This window comes from Paraburkholderia sp. A3BS-1L, from assembly GCF_051125215.1.
In the GTDB taxonomy this organism is placed as follows: Bacteria; Pseudomonadota; Gammaproteobacteria; order Burkholderiales; family Burkholderiaceae; genus Paraburkholderia.
Genome location: NZ_CP120442.1, coordinates 1,660,498 through 1,679,400 on the forward strand (window position 1 = coordinate 1,660,498; position 18,903 = coordinate 1,679,400).

17 protein-coding genes and 1 pseudogene are annotated in these 18,903 nt (G+C 67.2%); 15 read left to right on the forward strand and 3 right to left on the reverse strand.

The genetic code is table 11. The annotated features are described in order from the left end of the window. Positions 1–58 precede the first annotated feature (58 nt). The 4 genes from P5W99_RS07465 (at position 59) to P5W99_RS07480 (ending at position 3,509) form a co-directional block, all read left to right on the forward strand. Positions 59–1,024 carry an NAD(P)-dependent oxidoreductase gene (locus P5W99_RS07465; RefSeq protein ID WP_434660128.1) on the forward strand — a complete coding sequence of 322 codons (966 nt, stop codon included), beginning with the start codon at positions 59–61 and terminating at the stop codon, positions 1,022–1,024. Beyond that, positions 1,021–2,121 carry a LacI family DNA-binding transcriptional regulator gene (locus P5W99_RS07470; protein WP_421023944.1) on the forward strand — a complete coding sequence of 367 codons (1,101 nt, stop codon included), beginning with the start codon at positions 1,021–1,023 and terminating at the stop codon, positions 2,119–2,121. Before P5W99_RS07465 ends, P5W99_RS07470 begins: the two co-directional genes overlap by 4 nt. Before the next feature lie 121 nt (positions 2,122–2,242). Then, positions 2,243–3,073: a YhfC family intramembrane metalloprotease gene (locus P5W99_RS07475; protein ID WP_434660130.1), complete on the forward strand. Its 831-nt coding sequence runs from the start codon at positions 2,243–2,245 to the stop codon at positions 3,071–3,073. A gap of 70 nt (positions 3,074–3,143) precedes the next feature. Beyond that, on the forward strand, positions 3,144–3,509 hold the full coding sequence (locus P5W99_RS07480) for a DUF3022 domain-containing protein (RefSeq protein WP_413186077.1): 366 nt from the start codon (positions 3,144–3,146) through the stop codon (positions 3,507–3,509). Positions 3,510–3,572: 63 nt separating this feature from the next. Here P5W99_RS07480 and P5W99_RS07485 read toward each other — a convergent pair whose 3' ends face one another. Then, positions 3,573–4,007, reverse strand: a complete 435-nt coding sequence (locus P5W99_RS07485; RefSeq protein WP_434660131.1) for a PGDYG domain-containing protein — start codon at positions 4,005–4,007, stop codon at positions 3,573–3,575. Between the two features lie 130 nt (positions 4,008–4,137). After that, positions 4,138–4,674 (reverse strand): Spy/CpxP family protein refolding chaperone, encoded by a 537-nt coding sequence (locus P5W99_RS07490; protein WP_421079464.1) that lies wholly within the window; start codon positions 4,672–4,674, stop codon positions 4,138–4,140. Positions 4,675–4,963: 289 nt separating this feature from the next. Here P5W99_RS07490 and P5W99_RS07495 point away from each other — a divergent pair, with 289 nt between their 5' ends. Together P5W99_RS07495 and P5W99_RS07500 are read left to right on the forward strand one after the other, a co-directional pair. Next, the gene (locus P5W99_RS07495) at positions 4,964–5,428 is read left to right on the forward strand and encodes an Lrp/AsnC family transcriptional regulator (protein WP_421023948.1); all 465 of its coding nucleotides are present in this window, start codon (positions 4,964–4,966) and stop codon (positions 5,426–5,428) included. 191 nt (positions 5,429–5,619) lie between these two features. After that, positions 5,620–6,726 carry a saccharopine dehydrogenase C-terminal domain-containing protein gene (locus P5W99_RS07500; protein ID WP_434660133.1) on the forward strand — a complete coding sequence of 369 codons (1,107 nt, stop codon included), beginning with the start codon at positions 5,620–5,622 and terminating at the stop codon, positions 6,724–6,726. A 66-nt stretch (positions 6,727–6,792) separates the two neighbouring features. On the opposite strand, the gene P5W99_RS07505 is transcribed toward P5W99_RS07500, so the two are convergent. Then, positions 6,793–7,383: an AAA family ATPase gene (locus tag P5W99_RS07505; protein ID WP_421023950.1), complete on the reverse strand. Its 591-nt coding sequence runs from the start codon at positions 7,381–7,383 to the stop codon at positions 6,793–6,795. Positions 7,384–7,679: 296 nt separating this feature from the next. Between P5W99_RS07505 and P5W99_RS07510 the strand changes: the two genes are divergently transcribed. The 9 genes and pseudogenes from P5W99_RS07510 (at position 7,680) to P5W99_RS07550 (ending at position 18,707) form a co-directional block, all read left to right on the forward strand. After that, a complete protein-coding gene (locus P5W99_RS07510) occupies positions 7,680–8,147 on the forward strand; it encodes a hypothetical protein (protein WP_421023951.1) in 468 nt (155 codons plus the stop codon). A gap of 129 nt (positions 8,148–8,276) precedes the next feature. Then, entirely contained in the window at positions 8,277–9,254 is a 978-nt protein-coding gene (corA, locus tag P5W99_RS07515; protein WP_421023952.1) for a magnesium/cobalt transporter CorA, read from the forward strand. 169 nt (positions 9,255–9,423) lie between these two features. After that, on the forward strand, positions 9,424–10,404 hold the full coding sequence (locus P5W99_RS07520; protein WP_421023953.1) for a sugar ABC transporter substrate-binding protein: 981 nt from the start codon (positions 9,424–9,426) through the stop codon (positions 10,402–10,404). A 285-nt stretch (positions 10,405–10,689) separates the two neighbouring features. Then, complete coding sequence (locus P5W99_RS07525; RefSeq protein WP_434660135.1) at positions 10,690–12,426, forward strand: sugar ABC transporter ATP-binding protein; 1,737 nt, start codon at positions 10,690–10,692, stop codon at positions 12,424–12,426. Next, positions 12,423–13,460: an ABC transporter permease gene (locus P5W99_RS07530; protein WP_421023955.1), complete on the forward strand. Its 1,038-nt coding sequence runs from the start codon at positions 12,423–12,425 to the stop codon at positions 13,458–13,460. The genes P5W99_RS07525 and P5W99_RS07530 overlap by 4 nt, the downstream gene beginning before the upstream one ends. Positions 13,461–13,564: 104 nt before the next feature. Next, positions 13,565–14,602: a LacI family DNA-binding transcriptional regulator gene (locus tag P5W99_RS07535; RefSeq protein ID WP_434660137.1), complete on the forward strand. Its 1,038-nt coding sequence runs from the start codon at positions 13,565–13,567 to the stop codon at positions 14,600–14,602. 153 nt (positions 14,603–14,755) lie between these two features. Further along, complete coding sequence (gene rbsK / locus P5W99_RS07540; protein WP_434662484.1) at positions 14,756–15,664, forward strand: ribokinase; 909 nt, start codon at positions 14,756–14,758, stop codon at positions 15,662–15,664. Positions 15,665–15,844: 180 nt separating this feature from the next. Further along, positions 15,845–17,631: pseudogene (locus tag P5W99_RS07545) on the forward strand (methyl-accepting chemotaxis protein). A gap of 314 nt (positions 17,632–17,945) precedes the next feature. Further along, on the forward strand, positions 17,946–18,707 hold the full coding sequence (locus tag P5W99_RS07550) for a 2-keto-4-pentenoate hydratase (RefSeq protein WP_421023957.1): 762 nt from the start codon (positions 17,946–17,948) through the stop codon (positions 18,705–18,707). Positions 18,708–18,903: the final 196 nt, after the last annotated feature.

The following is an 18,903-nucleotide window of genomic DNA, read 5'->3' on the forward strand; positions in this document are numbered from 1 at the left end:
GCGGAACATCACGCTCGATAAAATTTCACAGAACATCGCAGACAGCAATAGCCCACTCATGAAGCAAAAAATCGTTGCCTACAAAACTTTGCCAGAGGATGTAACCGGGTATCTGCGCGAGCATTTCGAGGTGATGTTCGTCGACGCGATAGATCCGCAGGCGTTCGCGGCCGCGCTCAAGGACGCCGACGGCGCGATCGGCGCAAGCGTCAAGATCGCGCCCGCGCTGCTCGAAGGCTCGCGCATCAAGGCGCTTTCGACCATCTCGGTCGGCTACGACCAGTTCGACGTGCCCGATCTCACGAAGCGTGGCATCGTGCTCGCGCATACCCCCGACGTGCTGACAGAATCGACGGCCGACACGGTGTTTTCGCTGATCCTCGCGAGCGCGCGCCGCGTGGTCGAACTGGCCGACTGGGTCAAGGCGGGCCACTGGAAGGCGAGCATCGGCCCCGCGCAATTCGGCGTGGACGTGCAGGGCAAGACCATCGGCATCGTCGGGCTCGGGCGCATTGGCGGCGCGCTCGCGCGGCGCGCGGCGCTCGGCTTCAACATGAAGGTGCTCTATACGAATCGCAGCGCGAATGAAGCCGCCGAGCGCGACTACGGCGCGCGCCGCGTCGAGCTCGACGAACTGCTCGCCACGGCCGATTTCGTCTGCCTGCAGGTGCCGCTCACCGACGCTACGCGTCACATGATCGGCGCGAAGCAACTGCAAAAGATGAAGAAGAGCGCGATCTTGATCAACGCCTCGCGCGGCGCGACCGTCGACGAGACGGCGCTGATTGCCGCGCTCGAAGCGGGCACGATCCACGGCGCGGGCCTCGACGTGTTCGAGCAGGAGCCGATCGATCCGGCCTCGCCGCTGCTGCGCATGCCCAATGTGGTGGCGCTGCCGCACATCGGCTCCGCCACGCACGAGACGCGCCACGCGATGGCGCGCTGCGCCGCCGAGAACCTCGTCGCGGCGCTCGCCGGCACGCTCGATCGCAACATCGTCAATCGCGAGGTGCTCGCGCGATGAGCAGCGGCAGCAGCGCGGACAACAGCACAGGCCGCACCACAGGCAGCAGCGCAGGCGAGGCCGCGCTGCCGCGCCGCGCGACCATCAGCGATGTCGCCCGTGAGGCCGGCACCGGCAAGACCAGTATCTCGCGCTATCTGAACGGCGAGCTTGCGGCGCTTTCGCCGGACCTGCGCGCGCGCATCGAAGCCGCCATCGCGCGGCTCGACTATCGGCCCAACCAGATGGCGCGCGGGCTCAAGCGCGGGCGCAACCGGCTGCTCGGCCTGTTGCTCGCGGACCTGGCGAACCCGTACTCCGTCGAAGTGCTGCAAGGCGTGGAGGCCGCGTGCCACGCGCTCGGCTACATGCCGCTGATCTGCCACGCGGCGAACGAAGTCGAGATGGAGCGGCGCTATCTGCAACTGCTCACGACGTATCGCGTGGAAGGCGTGATCGTCAACGCGCTAGGCCTGCCCGAACCGATGCTCAAGCCGATGGCGAGCGGCGGCATTCCCGCCGTGCTGGTCGACCGCACCGTGGACGGCCTCGACGCCGACATGGTCGGGCTCGACAATGCGGCCGCCGCGCGTCTGGGCGTCGAGCATCTGCTCGCGCACGGCTACGACGACCTCGTGTTCGTCGTGCAGCCCTTCGAGCACGTAAGCTCGCGGCGCGAGCGCGAAGCGGCGTTTCAGGCATGCGCGCACGGCAAGCAAGGCGCACGCGAGGTGCGCGCGACCACGCACGTACTCGACCTGCGCGAGGAGGCAAGCGTCGACGCCGCGCTCGCTGCGCTCGACGCGCATATCGCCGACGCCGTGCGGCGTGGCGCGCGCTGTGCGCTGTTCGCGGCCAATGCGCCGGTCGCCTTGCGGCTCGCGCTGCATCTGAAGGCGCGTTTCGGCGCCCAATGGCAACAGCATGCGGCGCTGATCGCCATCGACGATCCCGAATGGGCCGAGCTGGCCGGCATCACCACGATCCGCCAGCCCACGCGCGCGATCGGCTACCGGGCCGTCGAATTCCTGCACGATCGCATCGAGGGCGTGGCGCTGGCCACGCGCGCCGCTGCGTTCCCGGGCGAGCTGATCGTGCGGGCCTCGACGCCGGGCTAGGCGCCCCCGGCCAGGCGCGCCGGCCAGGGCCTGCGCCCCCGGGGTTCCGCGAGCGCGCCGATATCTGCGATGATTCGGGCTGCGGCGCGCGCCTCGCGCGCCGGACGTCACAAGGAGCCCCATGCACGTCGATCCCGTCACGCTGGTCTGTCTGTCGCTAGCGACGCTATTCGTCGCCGTTCTGCCCATCTCGCTGTACCGCCGGCTGCGTGGCCCGTTCGCATTCGACTGGCGCGACACCATCGCCGGCATCGCGGTCTTCGCCCTGTTCGCGACGGTGATCGAGCGCGCGCTCAACGGCTACGTGCTGCATGGAAATCCCGTTACGGCGCAGCTGCTCGCCAACCCGCTCGCATTCGTGCTCTATGGCGCGCTCACAGCGGGCGTGTGCGAAGAAGCAGGGCGCTACATCGCGATGCGCCTGATCGCACGGCGCGCGGCGGGACAACCGGGCTCGCCCCGCGTGTCGGCCACGCCATCGGTCGACAGCACGGGGCTCGCTTATGGCATTGGCCATGGCGGCGCGGAAGCGTGGTTCGTCGGCGTGCTCGTGCAGTTGCAGTGGATTGTCTTCGCGGTGCTCGCCAACCGGGGCGAGCTCGAGGAACATCTGAGCAATCTCTCGATGGATGCCGTGCTGCGCGTGCATCTGATTCTCGGCACGCTTTCGCCGCTGGTGGCCGGCCTGTTCGCGCTCGAGCGCGTGGCCGCGTTCGTGTTCCAGATCGGACTTTCGGTGCTGATGTGGCGCGGCGTGCGCGCGGGGCGCAGGTCGATCCTGCCGATCGCGATCGCGCTGCACGCGTTGATCGATGTGCCCGCTGCGATGTTCCAGGCACGCCTCCTGCCGCTCGTTGCGGTGGATGCGCTCTATGCGGTCGTGGCGATCGCGGTGGCCGTCGTCCTCTTCAGAACATGCGTGCGAAACCGGCGTGCGCTGCGCCCGGCCTGACTCGACGCGCCTGTCGCTTAATGCTATTTCGTTGCGTACGCAACGCTCGATCAATTTCTCTTTGCCAGCAATGGAAGACTATCTGTTTGAATGCGCAAGCCCCGATTTCGAGGAGCTTGCTCGCGTGATCGCCGATTTGTTCCCCGAGCAAACGCGCTTTAGCGAGCAGCCCGCCGAAACCGGCGCGCCGCTGCTCGTCGTGCATTGGGTGGCGATGCGCATGGGCTCCGCCGCGCGCCGCATGACGCTCACGGTGGCCATCGCGCCGGCCGCGCTCGCGCGCTATCGGGCGCTGCCGCCACGCTTGCGCGGCCGCAGCTTCGCCGTCTTGCGCGCGTATGTGGAAGCCACGATCGGCTCGCTGGAGGAGCAGCACGCGAAGGGCGAGGAGACGCCTCGCGACGTCACGCTCGATCTCGACGAAGAATTCGCCTGAAGCACCCGGCACCGCATAAGCGGTGCGCGAACGCGGGAGCGACACTCAATCGTCTCGATCGTCTCAATCGGCTAGCCGGTACACCTTCGCGTAGCGCTCGGCTTTCACCACGCCGAAGTCGCCGGGCGCATATTGCATGACCCAGTCGCCAGCCGCGCCAGCGAGGCGGTCGCCGCCTGCCGAGCGCACGATCGTGAACGGTTCATCCATGCGTTTGGCCAGCACGACAGTCGGCAGATTGCGATAGGCGCCGGGCGCGCCATGTGCGAGCGCGGCGTCGGCCGGCCGGTACTTCGGGTCGAAGCGTTCGCGCGAAACGACCCAGCGCTCGCCCGTCGCTCCCGTGATGATCGCGTCTCCCGGTGCGTATCGGTTCGGGCCTTCAAGGCTCATCAATTCGCCGGATGCGGCGGCGAATTCCACGGTGACGGTTTCATCCTTGACCACGCGTTGCGCGGCGGGATCGGCGGCGAGGTCGAGTTGGGTCAGTTCGATCATGGTGCGGCTGCGGGTTTGTTACCTGTTACGAAAACGAAAACGGCGCAGCGCGCGGACCGGCCGATTGCTCGAACGGTTCGCGCGCTGCGCCGTGATATTACCCGAATGCGGGGCTAACTGATGCGCCTGCTTACTGTGCCGGCGTTGCTTCTGTGCCGCTTGCCGCCTCGGCGGCTGGCGCCTTCTTCGCGTGCGGCTTGCCCTTGTACTTCGCATGGCCCGTTTCCTGGCCGTGGCGGAAGGTGACGTCGGCCAGCTTCTTCTGCTCCGGCGAGAGGCTGTTGTAAAGCGGCTCGAACGCCGTGACGAGCTTTTGCATGTCCTCCGCGTGCGCCTGGGTGATTTGCGCGTACTGCTTCATGTCGTCGAGCGCGTTACGCTGCGCTTCGCCTTCCATGCGCTGCTTGTAGAGGCCCGCCATGGTCTGGCTGTTACTGCGCATGACGTCGGCGAACGTCTTCCATTGCGGCTCCTGAGCGCCCGTGATCTTCAGCGCGGAGTGCAGGTAGGCAATGCGCTCCTCCACACGTTGCTGATGCTGTGCGGCGCGTGCGTCGGCGTTCGACGCCGCTGCGGCAGTCGCGGGCGCGGCGGACGAAGCGGCGGTCTGTGCGAACGCGCCGCTCATGGAGAGCGTGGCAGCAAGGATCACGAAAACTTTCTTCATTTTTGCTCCCTGGAACTTCAATTCGTGGAGGTTACGTAGCGGGGCGACGTGAGATCCATCGCCTACAGGCGGTATTAGTACCACGTTATCGTTTGAGCACGGCTGCTATGCGACAACTGCTTACAAACGAAACGCAGGAGAAACGCGCCGAAATACGCCGCTATACGGGGGATGCCGGGCGCCTGCGCAGGTTTGTGCACGGCTGGCCGCGCGCGATAATGATCCGGCATCGAAGCCGTGCATTCGACCATTCGCCACCTCATTCACCAACTCAGGAGCCCGCATCACGATGAGACCGCCGCGCCTCGACCAACTCGACGACCTCGACCGCAACCTCGTTGCGCTGCTGCAGGAGAACGCCCGCGAGAGCGTAGCGAATCTCGCGCGCCAGCTAGGCGTGGCGCGCACCACGGTGCTCGCGCGCATCGCGCGGCTCGAACGCTCCCAGGTCATCGCCGGCTACGGCGTGCGGCTGGGGCAGGACGTACTCGACGCGAGCCTGCAGGCGTGGGTCGGGCTCATCATCGCGCCGCGCAATGGCCCCGAGGTGCAACGGCGGCTTTCCAAAATGCCGGAAGTGCAACTGCTCTGCGCGGTGAGCGGCGAGTACGACTACGTGGCCTGGCTGCGCGCGGATTCCCCCGATCGCCTGAACGATTTGCTCGACCAGATCGGCGGCATGCAGGGCGTCGAGCGCACGACCACGTCGATCGTGCTCGCGCGCAAGATCGACCGCGGCACGGTGATGGGTTGAGAGCAGCGCGCCACCCTCGTTAAGGCTGTTTTTAGGGAATTTCGTCGTTTTGACGAAATTCATCGTCAAAACGACGAAACCATCCGTCGAAGCGCATCATTTTGTGTCTAGGATCTGATTTCGCCCCTCCTTAGACTGTGTGTACCGGGTACAGCATGACCCGAACCACAGAAAACCCAAGGAGATAACGAATGAAAGTCGCGATTGCAGGCGCCGGCCTGATTGGCCACACCATTGCACACATGCTGCGCGCAACCGGGGACTACGAAGTTACGGCGCTCGACCGCGATGCCAAGGCGCTCGAAAAGCTGGCCGCGCAGGGCATTCCCACCCTGCGCGTCGACTCCGGCGACGCCGCCGCGCTGCGCGGGGCGCTCGAAGGCTTCGACGTGCTCATCAACGCGCTGCCGTATTACCTTGCGGTGAATGTCGCGTCGGCGGCCAAGAGCGCGGGCGTTCACTACTTCGACCTCACCGAGGACGTGCGCGCAACGCACGCGATCCGCGCGCTGGCCGAAGGCGCCGATCACGCGTTCATGCCGCAATGCGGCCTGGCGCCTGGCTTCATCGGCCTCGCGGCGCACGCGCTCGCGAGCCGCTTCACCGAGATCCGCGAGGTGAAAATGCGCGTGGGCGCGCTGCCGCAGTTCCCCACCAACGCGCTCAAGTACAACCTCACCTGGAGCGTGGACGGCCTCATCAACGAGTACTGCCAGCCGTGCGAGGCGATCCACGAGGGTCGCACGCAGATGGTGCAGCCGCTCGAAGGCCACGAGCACTTCTCGCTCGACGGCGTGGAGTACGAGGCGTTCAACACGTCGGGCGGCCTCGGCACGCTATGCGAGACGCTAGGCGGACGCGTCGAATCGCTCGACTACAAGTCGGTGCGCTATCCGGGCCACCGCGCGCTCATGCAGTTCCTGCTCGAAGACCTGCGCCTCTCGGGCGACCGCGACACGCTCAAGTCGATCATGCGCCGCGCGATTCCGTCCACCGAGCAGGACGTCGTGCTGATCTTCATTACCGTGACCGGCATGCGTAACGGCCAGCTCGTGCAGGAAGTCTTCACGCGCAAGATCTTCGCGAAGACGGTGTGCGGCGTGCCGATGAGCGCCATCGAAATCACCACGGCCGGCGCAATGTGCGCCGTGCTCGACCTGTTCCGCGAGAAGAAGCTGCCGCAAAAGGGCTTCGTGCGTCAGGAGCAGGTGTCGCTCGAGCAGTTCCTCTCGAACCGCTTCGGCAAGGTGTACGAAGGCGCGACGCTCGAAGCGCTGGCGTCGGCGCACGTCGACTGACGCACGCGAAGCACAAGACGGCAGTAGCAGTATAAGCAGGGCGCCGCGGCTGCGATCGAACCTCGATCAGGCCGCGGACGCCGTCACGATGCGCTGCAGCAATGCGTCGTAGTCGGCGGGCCCGGGCGCGGTCGTGTCGAACACGATGAGGTCGTCGAGCTGTGCGCCCGCCGGCTCGAAGCGCCGCTTGCGATAGCTGTTCCAGTGCGCGAGCTTGTAGGCGTCGTCGGGATGGTTGCGGGCCACGATGCGCTGGCGCGCCGTGGCTTCGTCGGTGCGCACCCAGACGGCGGCGAGCCCCACGTCCGCCGCCACCCCCAGCCACGCGCGATCGAGCAGGCGCCGCTCGCGCACTTCCCCCGAAAGCGGCCCCACCGCAACCACGCTCACGCCCAGCGCGAGATTTTCGCGCGCGGTGTCGAGCATGCCCTGATATTCGGGATCTCGCAGATGCTGGAGAAAGAGCGGGCTGTCGCGGTCGTGCGGGTCCTGGCCGAGCGCGGCGAGCATCGCGGCGCCGGTGCGTCCGTAGAGCGTGTCCTTGTCGAGCAGACAGAACGGTTCGCCCGTCGCGCGGGCCAGCGGGCCGATCAGGTGCTTTGCGAGCGAGGTCTTGCCGGTGCCGGCGTGGCCGCAGAAGAAAATCAGCCGCGTCACGAACCGTGGCTCCGGGCTTGGGTGGCCTGTGCGTATGCCATCGCCTGCATTCTCCTCGTGTGATGTGATGACTTGATTGGGCGGGACAGCGCCCGATTCCGAAGCTTATACCAGCGGTCACCCGGCACTGCATCGCCCACGGCGGCTCGCGGCGTGCAATGTGCGGCGTCGCGCGTGGGCCGGGCGGTGCATGCGTATATGATGGGCGCACCCGGACGCTGCTGCGTCGAGGATCGATATGCCCCGCGCCCCGCGCGCTGCGCCAGCACCGGAAAACCGACGAGGGGATAGCGCCCATGCCATTGCGCGTGTTCGGAATGAGCCTTGGTTCGCAGCGCGCCGCGCTAGCGGCGGCGCTCGTGGCATTGGCAGTCGCATTGCCGCTATCGCTGGGCGGCTGCGCCGAGGAGCCGGCTGCGCCGGTGCCCTTCAAGCCGGTGCCGGCGGAGCGCATCGTCAAGCCGGGGTATACGCAGCCGGGCGAGGGGCTCGTGGCCGTGGACGTGCGGCGCGAGCGCACCCGCAACGTCATCGTCAAGTTCCGCGACGCCCCCGTGTATATCGACGGCGAGCAGGTCACCGACCTCATGGACGGCGAGCACGTCACCTTCTACCTGAAGCCGGGCGTTCATCGCGTCGGCGTGACCACGCAGTTCGATCCGGTCGTGGAGTTGCGCTTCATCGTCGATCCGCGCTACACGAACCGTGCCAGCGTAACCTTCGACAAGGATCATCGCATCGGCATCCGCCGGGTTGCGCAGTGATGGTGCGGGCGGCTGGCGCGTGTTTCGCCGCCCATCCCGCTCAACGCTTAAACTTGGCGAATCGATCAACTTCAGGACAGGCGGCGCGCCCGTTTTCGCCCCCCCGCGCCACCGGGACGCTCACGACCCATGCTTATCAATTGCGCCGCGTACCAGGGCGGCAAGAAACTGGCCGATATCGGCATCGAGGCAATCAGCGACTATCTCCAGAAACCCGGGTGTTTCGTCTGGGTTGCGCTCAAGGACCCCGAAGCGGGCGAGATGGCCGCGATGAAGGAAGAGTTCGGTCTGCACGCGCTCGCCATCGAAGACGTGATGAACGGCAACCAGCGGCCGAAGATCGAGGAATACGGCAATACGATTTTCGCGGTGTTCCATACGATCGAGATCGACGAGGAGGATGAAATCGTCACCGGCCAGGTGAACGTGTTCGCCGGCCCGAATTTCGTGCTTTCGGTGCGCCATCGCGCGCAGCAGGGTTTCCGGGACGTGCGCGCGCGCTGCGAGCGCGAGCCGGAACTGCTCAAGGAGGGCGCGGGTTTCGTGCTCTACGCGCTGATGGACAGCGTGGTTGACCGCTATGCGCCCGTGCTGGAGAAGCTCTCGGGCGAAATCGAGGATCTCGAGGACCGCATCTTCGAAAAGCACTCGCTCGCGCAGTCGCGCGCCATCATCGAGGATCTCTATTCGCTCAAGCGGCGCCTCGTTATCGTGCAGCACCACGTCACGCCGCTCGTGGACGCCGTGGGCAAGCTCGCGGGCGGGCGCATTCCGCAGATCTGCGCGGGCATGCAGGCGTACTATCGCGATGTTTACGACCATCTCGTGCGCGTGTCCAACCTGGTCGATGCGCGCCGCGAAATGATCGTCACGGCGATCCAGGTGAATCTCGGCATGATCTCGCTCGCCGAGAACGAAGTGACCAAGCGGCTCGGCTCGTTCGCGGCGCTCTTTGCGGTGCCGACCATGATCGCGGGGATCTACGGAATGAACTTCTCCAATATCCCCGAATTGCATTTCAAGTATGGTTACCAGGTTTGCCTCGCCGTGATGGCGATTATCGATATCGTGCTGTACATCCTGTTCCGCCGTGGCGGCTGGCTCTGAGGCCGATTCTGACGCCGATGCCCTGCCGGTTGCTGCGCCGCAGCGTCGTGCTGCATGATGCGCGTGATTGAATCGCCGATCGCGCGCGCCGGGGATGGGCCGCCTGAAAAACGATTGCGCATAACCAGAAATACGGCCCGGCCGGGCCAGACAACCGGAGACACAAACGATGAACTCCCGCATTCGCCGGCGCGTTCTTGGCGCCGCAGCCGCACTTGCCACCGTCACGTTCGCGGCCGCCATGCCGCTTGCCGCCCACGCCCAGACGGCGGCCGGGCAGAAGCCGAAAGTCGCGCTGGTCATGAAGTCGCTCGCCAACGAGTTCTTCCTGACCATGGAAACCGGCGCGAAGGACTACCAGAAGCACAACGCGTCCACCTTCGAGCTCGTGACCAACGGCATCAAGAACGAAACCGACACGGCCGCGCAGATCCAGATCGTCGAGCAGATGATCGTCTCCAAGGTGGACGCCATCGTGCTTGCGCCCGCCGACTCCAAGGCGCTCGTGCCGGTGGTGAAGAAAGCCGTGGACGCGGGCATCATCGTCGTGAACATCGACAACCGGCTCGATCCGGACGTGCTCAAGTCCAAGGATCTGAACGTGCCGTTCGTAGGCCCGGACAACCGCAAGGGCGCGCGCCAGGTCGGCGACTACCTCGCGAAGAAGCTCAAGGCGGGCGATCAGGTGGGCATCGTGGAAGGCGTCTCGACCACCACCAACGCGCAGCAGCGCACCGCGGGCTTCAAGGACGCGATGCAGGCCGTGGGCGCGAAGATCGTCTCGGTGCAGTCGGGCGAATGGGAAATCGACAAGGGCAACGCGGTTGCCTCGGCCATGCTCAACGAATATCCCGGCATGAAGGCGCTGCTTTGCGGCAACGACAACATGGCGATCGGCGCCGTGTCCGCCGTGCGCGCGGCCGGCAAGCAGGGCAAGGTCTACGTTGTGGGCTACGACAACATCGACGCCATCAAGCCGATGCTCAAGGACGGCCGCGTGCTGGCCACCGCCGACCAGTACGCCGCGAAGCAGGCCGTGTTCGGCATCGACACCGCGCTCAAGGCGCTCAAGGAGCACAAGAAGCAGTCCGAACTCTCGGGCGTAGTCGAAACCCCCGTCGTGCTCGTCACCAAGGACTCCGCGAAATAGCCGCAGAACCAGTGAAATGTAAATGTAAGCGGGCGGGGCGCGCTGATGGCATGCGGCGCGCGCCTCGTTCGCGTGGCTCGTCCGCTCATGCATCCGCACGTGTAATAAACGCTCAAGAAAGCCGCCGCGCAGCCGTTATTCGTATCGTGATGGCCGCGCAAGCAGCAAGCAAAAGCGGGCCGCCGTGGCGGCATCGCTCGAACGCGCCGCCTGAACGGCGGCCGCCCGCTCCGCAATCCCGCGCTCCCCTTGCCGCGCGGTGCGGCTCGCGATAACAGGATCGTGATGGAAGCAATTGCCCCCGACGCCCAAACACCGGCATCCGCGCGAGGCGCGGTGCTCACGGTGACGGGCGCCGGCAAGACCTACGAGCAGCCGGTGCTCGCCGACGTCAGCCTCGCGCTGCACGCGGGGGAAGTGCTTGCGCTCACGGGCGAGAACGGCGCTGGCAAGAGCACGCTCTCGAAGATCGTGGGCGGGCTCACCGCGCCCACCACGGGCACCATGACGCTGATGGGCCAGCCTTATGCGCCGGCGAGCCGCGCACAGGCCGAAGCGCTCGGCGTGCGCATGGTGATGCAGGAGCTCAACCTGCTGCCCACGCTTTCGGTTGCCGAAAACCTGTACCTGGACCGCTTGCAGCGCAGCTTCGGGCCGCTCGGCTGGGCGGGCTGGATCGACCGCGCGCGGTTGCGCGAGGACGCCCGCGCGGCGATGGCGCAAGTCGGGCTCGAGGCGATCGATCCCGATAAGCCAGTGGGTGCGCTCGGCATCGGCCACCAGCAGCTGGTGGAGATCGCGCGCAATCTGATCGGCGACGAGGCGCCAGGCGCCGCGCCGCTGCGCGTGCTGATCCTGGACGAACCCACCGCGATGCTCACGGGCCGCGAGGTCGAGCTGCTGTTCGAGCAGATCGCGCGACTCAAGGCGCGCGGTGTGGCGCTCGTCTACATTTCGCACCGGCTCGAGGAGCTGGAGCGCATCGCGCAGCGCGTGGCGGTGCTGCGCGACGGCCGGCTCGTGCGCGTCGACGAGATGGCCAACTTCACGCCCGAGCGCATCGTCGCGCTGATGGTGGGGCGCGAACTCGGCGAGCGCATCGAGCTGGGCGAGCGGCGCATCGGCGCACCGCTGCTCAGGGTGGACGGGATCGGCCGCGCCGGCGTCGTGCGTGACGTTTCGTTCGAGGTTCGCGCGGGAGAAATTTTCGGCGTCTCGGGGCTGATCGGCGCGGGGCGCACCGAGCTCATGCGGCTCATCTACGGCGCCGACGCGAAGGATCGCGGCACGGTGGCGCTCGCGGGCGCAGCGGGCGAGCCGCCCATGCCGGTGCGCATCGACTCACCGGCGGACGCCGTGCGCCACGGCATCGCGCTGATCACCGAGGACCGCAAGGGCGAGGGGTTGTTGCTGACGCAACCGGTGGCCGCGAACGTGTCGCTCGGCAACGTGAGTGCGGTCGCGCGCTATGGCGTGGTGGATACCGGGCGCGAGAACACGCTTGCCGAAACGCAAATCGATGCCCTGCGCATCCGCACCAGCGGTCCTGGACAGCGCGTGGGCGAGCTGTCGGGCGGCAACCAGCAGAAGGTGGTGATCGGCCGCTGGCTCGCGCGGCGCATCACGGACGAGCAGGGTGCGCAAGGCGTGCGCGTGCTGCTGTTCGACGAGCCCACGCGTGGCATCGACGTGGGCGCCAAGTTCGACATCTACGCGCTGATGGGCGCGCTCGCGCGCGAAGGCTGCGCACTCGTCGTGGTGTCGAGCGACCTGCGCGAGCTGATGCTGATCTGCGACCGCATCGGCGTGATGTCGGCGGGGAAGATGACGGCGATCTTCGCGCGCGGGGAATGGACGCAGGACGCGCTGCTCGGCGCCGCCTTCGCGGGCTATCGCGCCGAAGATGCGCTGCTCGCCGATGCCGCCGACCTCCCCGAGCCGACAACGCCCGTGGCCGCGAAGCAGCCCGAGCGCCGCAATCAATCGCCGCCGCCCGATGAGCGAGGAGGAAGCGCTTCATGACGAACCAACCGTTGCGCGAACAACCAGGAGAACCACCGGGGCCGCCGGCGCAATCATCGCCGCACGGGGCCGTTGCCGCGAGCGCGCGGCCCGTCGGCACGCGCTTTGGCTTTTCGAACTATCTGGGCCTCGCGCTCGCGCTGGTCGCGATGATCGTGCTGTTCTCGCTGCTAAGCTCGCACTTCCTCACCTACGACACGTTCAGCACGATCGCGAACCAGATTCCCGATCTCGTCGTGATGTCAGTGGGCATGACGTTCGTGCTGATCATCGCGGGCATCGACCTCTCGGTGGGATCGGTGCTGGCGCTCGGGGCGTCGGTGGTGAGCGTGGCGTCGCTCAAGTGGGGCCTCTCCGCGCTGCCCGCCGCACTGCTCGGCGTGCTGGCCGCGGCGGCCACCGGCACGCTCACGGGCGCGGTCACGGTGGGGTGGCGCATTCCGTCTTTCATCGTTTCGCTCGGCGTGCTGGAGGCCGCGCGCGGCCTTGCGTACCAGATGACGCATTCGCGCACCGCCTATATCGGCGATGCGTTCGATTTCCTCTCGAATCCGATCGCGTTCGGCATTTCCCCGGCGTTCCTGATCGCCGTCGCGGTGATGGTGATCGCGCAGCTGGTGCTCACGCGCACCGTGTTCGGCCGCTATTTGATCGGCATCGGCACCAACGAGGAGGCGGTGCGCCTCGCGGGCGTCGATCCGCGCCCGTACAAGGTCATCGTGTTCGCGCTGATGGGCGCGCTTGCGGGGCTTGCGGCGCTGTTCCAGATTTCGCGCCTCGAAGCCGCCGATCCCAACGCGGGCGTCGGCCTCGAACTACAGGTGATCGCCGCCGTGGTGATCGGCGGCACGAGCCTCATGGGCGGGCGCGGTTCGGTCATCAGCACTTTTTTTGGCGTGCTGATCATTTCGGTGCTTGCGGCGGGACTTGCGCAGATCGGCGCGAACGAGCCCACCAAGCGCATCATCACCGGCGCGGTGATCGTGATCGCGGTGGTGCTCGACACGTATCGAAGCCGCCGCAAGAGCAAGTGATGCGGCAAATGAAGGGCGAAGCAACAACAAGAACGTGACGAAAGCGCAGCCGCGCGGCGGCAGCAGTAGAAAACGGGCAGGACGAAGCAGGAGCAACAGCAAAAATGGCGACGATCAAGGATGTGGCCGCCGTGGCGGGGGTGTCTTTCACGACGGTGTCGCATGTGGTGAACAATTCGCGGCCGGTTTCGGCGAACGTGCGGGCCAAGGTCGAGCAGGCGATTCGCGACCTCAACTATGTGCCGTCGGCGGTCGCGCGCTCGCTCAAGGTGCGCTCGACGGCGACGATCGGGCTCGTGGTGCCCAACGGCACGAATCCGTACTTCGCGGAGCTTGCGCGCGGCGTCGAGGACGGCTGCGCGCAAAAGGGCTACTGCGTGTTCTTCTGCAATTCCGATGACGACCCGGTCAAGCAGCGCAACTACCTGCGCGTGCTGCAGGAAAAGCGCATCGACGGGCTGATCGTGGCGTCGGCGGGCGACGATGCCGTGCTCGCGGCTACGCTGGGCGAGACGCGCGAGCCGATCGTCGTGGTGGACCGCAACATCGAAGGTCTCGACACCGATCTCGTGCAGATCGACCACGAGCGCGGCGCATGGCTCGCGACGCGCCATCTGATCGAGCTCGGGCATTCGCGGATCGGCTGCATCACGGGGCCGGTCAGCGCGGCGGTGAGCGCGATGCGCATGCACGGCTTTCTGCGCGCGATGGCCGAGTGCGGCATCGAGATCGCGCCGGGCGCGATCGTCGAGGCCGACTTCTCGGGTGCGGGCGGCTATCGCGCCGCGGGGCAGCTGTTCGACACCGTGCGGCCCAGCGCGATCTTCGCGTGTAACGACATGATGGGCATCGGCGCGCTGCGCGCGGCAGCCGAGCGCGGCCTGCGCGTGCCGGCCGAGTGCTCGATCATCGGCTTCGACGACATCGAGCTGGGCCAGTTCACCTGGCCCGCGCTGTCCACGGTCGGCCAGCCGGTACGCGAGCTGGGCGAGATGGCGGCGCTCACGCTGATCGAGCGCATCGGCACTGCAGGCGAGACACGCAGTGGCGCGACGGTGCTCCGGCGCGTGATGGCGCCTCAGCTCATGGAGCGCGAATCGACCGCGCCGTGGTGCGGCGCCCGGGCGTCGCTCGCGGCCTGATGTGCGTGCGACGCGTGCATAATCTGCCGACTGGACAGAGCACCGGAGGCACACGAAGTGGCGATTGACGAAGCTGCGCGCACGCATGCGCAATCGGGTACGCAAGACGCAGGCCGGCAGCGTGGCCGCGTGGCGGTGGTCGGCAGCCTGAACATGGACCTGGTCGCGCGCGCGCCGCGTCTGCCGCGCCCTGGCGAGACGCTCGCGGGCAGCGCCTTCGCGCAGGTCGCGGGCGGCAAGGGCGGCAACCAGGCGGTCGCGGCGGCGCGGCTCGGCGCGCAGGTGGCGATGGTCGGCTGCGTGGGCGCGGACGCCAATGGCGAGCTGCTGCGCGCCGGGCTCCTTGCCGAAGGCATCGATTGCGGCGCGCTCGACACCGCGCCGGAAGCGCCGACCGGCGTGGCGCTCATCGTCGTCGACGAGGCGAGCCAGAACGCCATCGTGATCGTCGCGGGCAGCAACGCCAAAGTGACGCCGGCAAGTCTGGCGCGCCACGAGGCGGCGCTCGCGGCTGCCGACGTCGTCGTCTGCCAGCTCGAATCGCCGCTCGACGCGGTGCACGCGGCGCTTTGCGCCGCGCGCCGGCTCGGCAAGATCACCATCCTCAATCCCGCACCGGCCACCGGTCCGCTACCCGCGGACTGGCTGCCGCTCATCGACTATCTCGTTCCCAACGAACTCGAAGCCGCGACGCTCACGGGCCTGCCACTCGCCACGCCCGAGGACGCCGCGCGTGCCGCGCAGACCCTGCACCGCGCGGGGGCGCGCAACGTGCTGGTGACGCTCGGCGAGCAGGGCGTCTGCGCCTTGCTCGGCGATGAAGCATCGAGTGCCGCTGACCCGGCGGGCGGGATGGCGCCCGTGCATTGGCCCGCGCCCAAGGTGGCCGCAGTCGATACGACGGCGGCCGGCGACACCTTCATCGGCGCTCTGGCGGCGCGCCTCGCCGCTGGCGAGGCGCCCGTGCAGGCGATCCAGTTCGCACTGCGCGCGGCGTCGATCTCCGTGACGCGCGCAGGGGCGCAACCGTCCATTCCTTCGCTTGAAGACATGGCGCGCTGAAATCAGGGGAAACGCGTCCCGCAGCCCCTGCTGTAATTTATTCGTCAGCCAATTCTTCTCATTTCGTCATATCTGATCACTATTTCAAGCCTCCCGGACGCTTGCCGCAAACAAACATGCAGGGCAACGGCCCGCACATTCGGGGCCGGAAAACCGCCCCTTGGCAAGCGCGGGAGAGTCATGAACAAGGGCATCAGCATCAAGGCGCGCATTGGCCTCACGATGGGGTTTCTGGCGGCGCTCATCGTCATTGTCGGCGCGGTGGGGCTGCTTGGCTGACACGCTCGAACGAGGCCTACCGCACCACCTGCACCAACCAGATGCCGAGCCGACACCCGGTCAACCTCGCCGAAATTTATGCGGCGCGCGAGCGGCTCGCGCTCGACCGCGCAGCATTCGAGATCGGCACGCCCGACAGCATCGCCACACTCGCGCGCGCCAGCATGCTGCGCGGCGTCTCCGACGATTACTGGAGGCAGTATCAGAGCTTGCCGCACAACGCCCAGGAAGACCGTCTCGCGCAGGGTGTCGCCGTGCGCCGCGCAGCGTTTCAGCAGGCTGCGGACAGATTTGCCGCCACCATCGCCGCAAGCGATCAGAGCAAGGTCGTCAGCGGCGCCAATGCGCTGCAAGCGGTGTACAGCCAGCTTTCGCAGGCCGATCTCGAACTCGACAAGCTGCATGGCGCGCTCGCGAAAGCGGGCTTTGAAGAGGCAGAAGCGGCGTTCGGCCAGTTGCGCATCGCCGTGATCGCCGTGCTGCTGATCGGCATTGGCGCGGCCGCGTACTCGTTCTTCACGCTGCGCCGCGCGATCGCCGGGCCGCTGGGCGAGGCGCTCGGCGCGTTCTCCGCCATCTCGGCGGGCGATCTGAGCCGTCCCATCGTGGTGCGCTCGCGCGACGAGATGGGCGAGCTGCTGGGCGGCGTGGCGCGCATGCAGCGCAGCCTCAGCGATACCGTGCGCTCGGTGCGCGGCGGCACCGAAGCGATCGCCACGGCCATACACCAGATCGCAGCCGGCAACATCGACCTTTCTTCGCGCACGGAAGAGCAGGCTTCGGCCTTGCTGGAAACCGCCGCGAGCATGGAGGAGCTCACCGGCACGGTGAAGCAGAACGCCGAAAACGTCCGCCAGGCGAGCGCGCTGGCCGCCAGCGCATCGGATATCGCCAACAAGGGCAGCCGCGTCGTGAGCGAGGTAGTGGGCACGATGGGCGAGATCAACCAAAGCTCGGCGAAGATTGCCGACATCATCGCGATCATCGAGGGGATCGCTTTCCAGACCAATATCCTGGCGCTCAATGCGGCTGTGGAAGCCGCCCGCGCGAGTGAGGAGGGGCGCGGCTTCGCGGTCGTGGCGGGCGAGGTGCGCAGCCTCGCACAGCGCTCCTCGGCGGCGGCCAAGGAGATCAAGGGGCTGATCGATACCTCGGTCGAGCGCGTGCATGCAGGTTCCGCACTCGTCGACGAGGCGGGGCGCACGATGACGGAAATCATCGGCGCGGTGCAGCGCGTGACCGACATCATGGGGGAGATTTCGGCGGCTTCGCAGGGGCAGTCCGGCGGCATCGACCAGGTGGCGCGTGCCGTCACGCAGATGGACGAGGTGACACAGCAGAATGCCGCGCTCGTGGAGGCGGCCGCCGCCGCGGCGCAGTCGCTCGAAGACCAGGCGAGCCAGCTGCGTGCCGCTGTCGCCGTGTTCAAACTCGACGAATCGCACGCGCCCGGCTTCATCGAGCACGATTTGAGGGCCGGTGTGCCGTCTGCCTCGCCGCCCGCGGACGCGAAGCCCGCGACGCGTCCGGCGACGAAGCCCGCTGTGCGCGCCGGGGTGGGCACTGCGCGCGCACCCCGGCGCGCGGCCCAGGTGGCCAGTCCGGCCGCCAAACCGGTCGCCAATGCGGCCATCAAGCCGGTGGCGGTCGCGGCGGCGGGATCGACCGACGACTGGGAGGCTTTCTGACGCCCGGCTCCCGCGACTGGGCTGTGCCGCAAATCCGCTGTTTGACGAAGCCACGCCGCTGCATCGCAGCGGCGTTTTTTATGCCTGCGATGCGCATGCATGCGCATGTGCCGCACCAAGCCGGTTACGGTACATTGTGGATCTTGTCACGCGCGCGGACGGGGACACACGGTACACTGCGCAGCCGCTTTCGCGGCAAGGGCCAGGCGCCGCAAGCGCACTGCAACACGCGCGACATCGCGCCATCATGCCGGCTCGCCGCAGGACTCGCGCTGCCGGCGCACGCACACGCACGCACAAGAAAGGATCCAGACATGACACGTGACGATCTCGCGCAGCGCCTCGTGGCGGCGCGCAGCCGCCATCAGATGATCGAGACGCTGGCGCCCGAATGGCTGCCGCCCGACGCCGCCACTGCGTACGCGATCCAGCAGGCCGTGCTCGCGGGGCTGGGCACCGCCACGGGCGGCTGGAAGATCGGTGCGCGCGCGCCCGGCGGCGCGGGGTCAGGCGCACCGTTGCCCGCGACTCACGTGCACGCCTCGCCGGCGCGCGTCGAACGCCAGGCGTTCTTCCGCGTGCTGGTCGAGCTGGAGATCGCCTTCCGCTTTGCCGAACGGGTCTTGCCGCGCGCCGACGCTTATGCGCGCGACGAGGTGCTCGCGCTCGTGGGGCAAATCCTGCCCGCCATCGAAATCGTCGACAGCCGCTTTGCCGAATGGCCGAACGTCGCGCCGCTCGCGCAGCTTGCCGATGCACAGAACAACGGCGCGCTCGTGACCGGGCATGCGCAGCCTTATGGGGCGCTCGCGCGAGCGCTCGACTTCGTCGCGCCCGAGCTCGAACTCACCTTCGACGGCGTGTCGCTCGTGCCGGAAATGGCGGGTAATCCCGCAGGCGATCCGCGCGAGTTGCTGGTCTGGTTCGTCAATCATTGCGCCGCGATGGGCATCACCATCGAACCCGAGTGGACCATCACCACGGGTTCATACGTAGGGGCGCACCGCATCGAGGGCGCAGGCCTGCTGCACGGTCATATAGACGGTCTCGGCGAGGTCGAGATCGAGTTCGTCTGACGCGACGCGCTCGCAGGATCTTGCTCGCGAACACCGTGCATATCAGCACGACGCGAGCACGAGGCGAGCACGATACAAAGAGAGGCGGTCATGCTTTTTGCGGCGCCGGCGCAATGCGCATTCGAGTCACCCGAAAGCCACTACTGCCAGCAGGGGCAGCGCGCGTTTATCGTCCCATGAATGAATGCGCGCCAAC

What these genes read in the sequence shown, in the direction of transcription:
- P5W99_RS07465 (WP_434660128.1), top strand. Translation starts at nt 59, where the DNA reads ATGAAGCAAAAAATCGTTGCCTACAAAACTTTGCCAGAGGATGTAACC.
- P5W99_RS07470 (WP_421023944.1), top strand. Translation starts at nt 1,021, where the DNA reads ATGAGCAGCGGCAGCAGCGCGGACAACAGCACAGGCCGCACCACAGGC.
- P5W99_RS07475 (WP_434660130.1), top strand. Translation starts at nt 2,243, where the DNA reads ATGCACGTCGATCCCGTCACGCTGGTCTGTCTGTCGCTAGCGACGCTA.
- P5W99_RS07480 (WP_413186077.1), top strand. Translation starts at nt 3,144, where the DNA reads ATGGAAGACTATCTGTTTGAATGCGCAAGCCCCGATTTCGAGGAGCTT.
- P5W99_RS07485 (WP_434660131.1), bottom strand. Translation starts at nt 4,007, where the DNA reads ATGATCGAACTGACCCAACTCGACCTCGCCGCCGATCCCGCCGCGCAA.
- P5W99_RS07490 (WP_421079464.1), bottom strand. Translation starts at nt 4,674, where the DNA reads ATGAAGAAAGTTTTCGTGATCCTTGCTGCCACGCTCTCCATGAGCGGC.
- P5W99_RS07495 (WP_421023948.1), top strand. Translation starts at nt 4,964, where the DNA reads ATGAGACCGCCGCGCCTCGACCAACTCGACGACCTCGACCGCAACCTC.
- P5W99_RS07500 (WP_434660133.1), top strand. Translation starts at nt 5,620, where the DNA reads ATGAAAGTCGCGATTGCAGGCGCCGGCCTGATTGGCCACACCATTGCA.
- P5W99_RS07510 (WP_421023951.1), top strand. Translation starts at nt 7,680, where the DNA reads ATGCCATTGCGCGTGTTCGGAATGAGCCTTGGTTCGCAGCGCGCCGCG.
- corA (WP_421023952.1), top strand. Translation starts at nt 8,277, where the DNA reads ATGCTTATCAATTGCGCCGCGTACCAGGGCGGCAAGAAACTGGCCGAT.
- P5W99_RS07520 (WP_421023953.1), top strand. Translation starts at nt 9,424, where the DNA reads ATGAACTCCCGCATTCGCCGGCGCGTTCTTGGCGCCGCAGCCGCACTT.
- P5W99_RS07525 (WP_434660135.1), top strand. Translation starts at nt 10,690, where the DNA reads ATGGAAGCAATTGCCCCCGACGCCCAAACACCGGCATCCGCGCGAGGC.
- P5W99_RS07530 (WP_421023955.1), top strand. Translation starts at nt 12,423, where the DNA reads ATGACGAACCAACCGTTGCGCGAACAACCAGGAGAACCACCGGGGCCG.
- P5W99_RS07535 (WP_434660137.1), top strand. Translation starts at nt 13,565, where the DNA reads ATGGCGACGATCAAGGATGTGGCCGCCGTGGCGGGGGTGTCTTTCACG.
- rbsK (WP_434662484.1), top strand. Translation starts at nt 14,756, where the DNA reads ATGGACCTGGTCGCGCGCGCGCCGCGTCTGCCGCGCCCTGGCGAGACG.
- P5W99_RS07550 (WP_421023957.1), top strand. Translation starts at nt 17,946, where the DNA reads ATGACACGTGACGATCTCGCGCAGCGCCTCGTGGCGGCGCGCAGCCGC.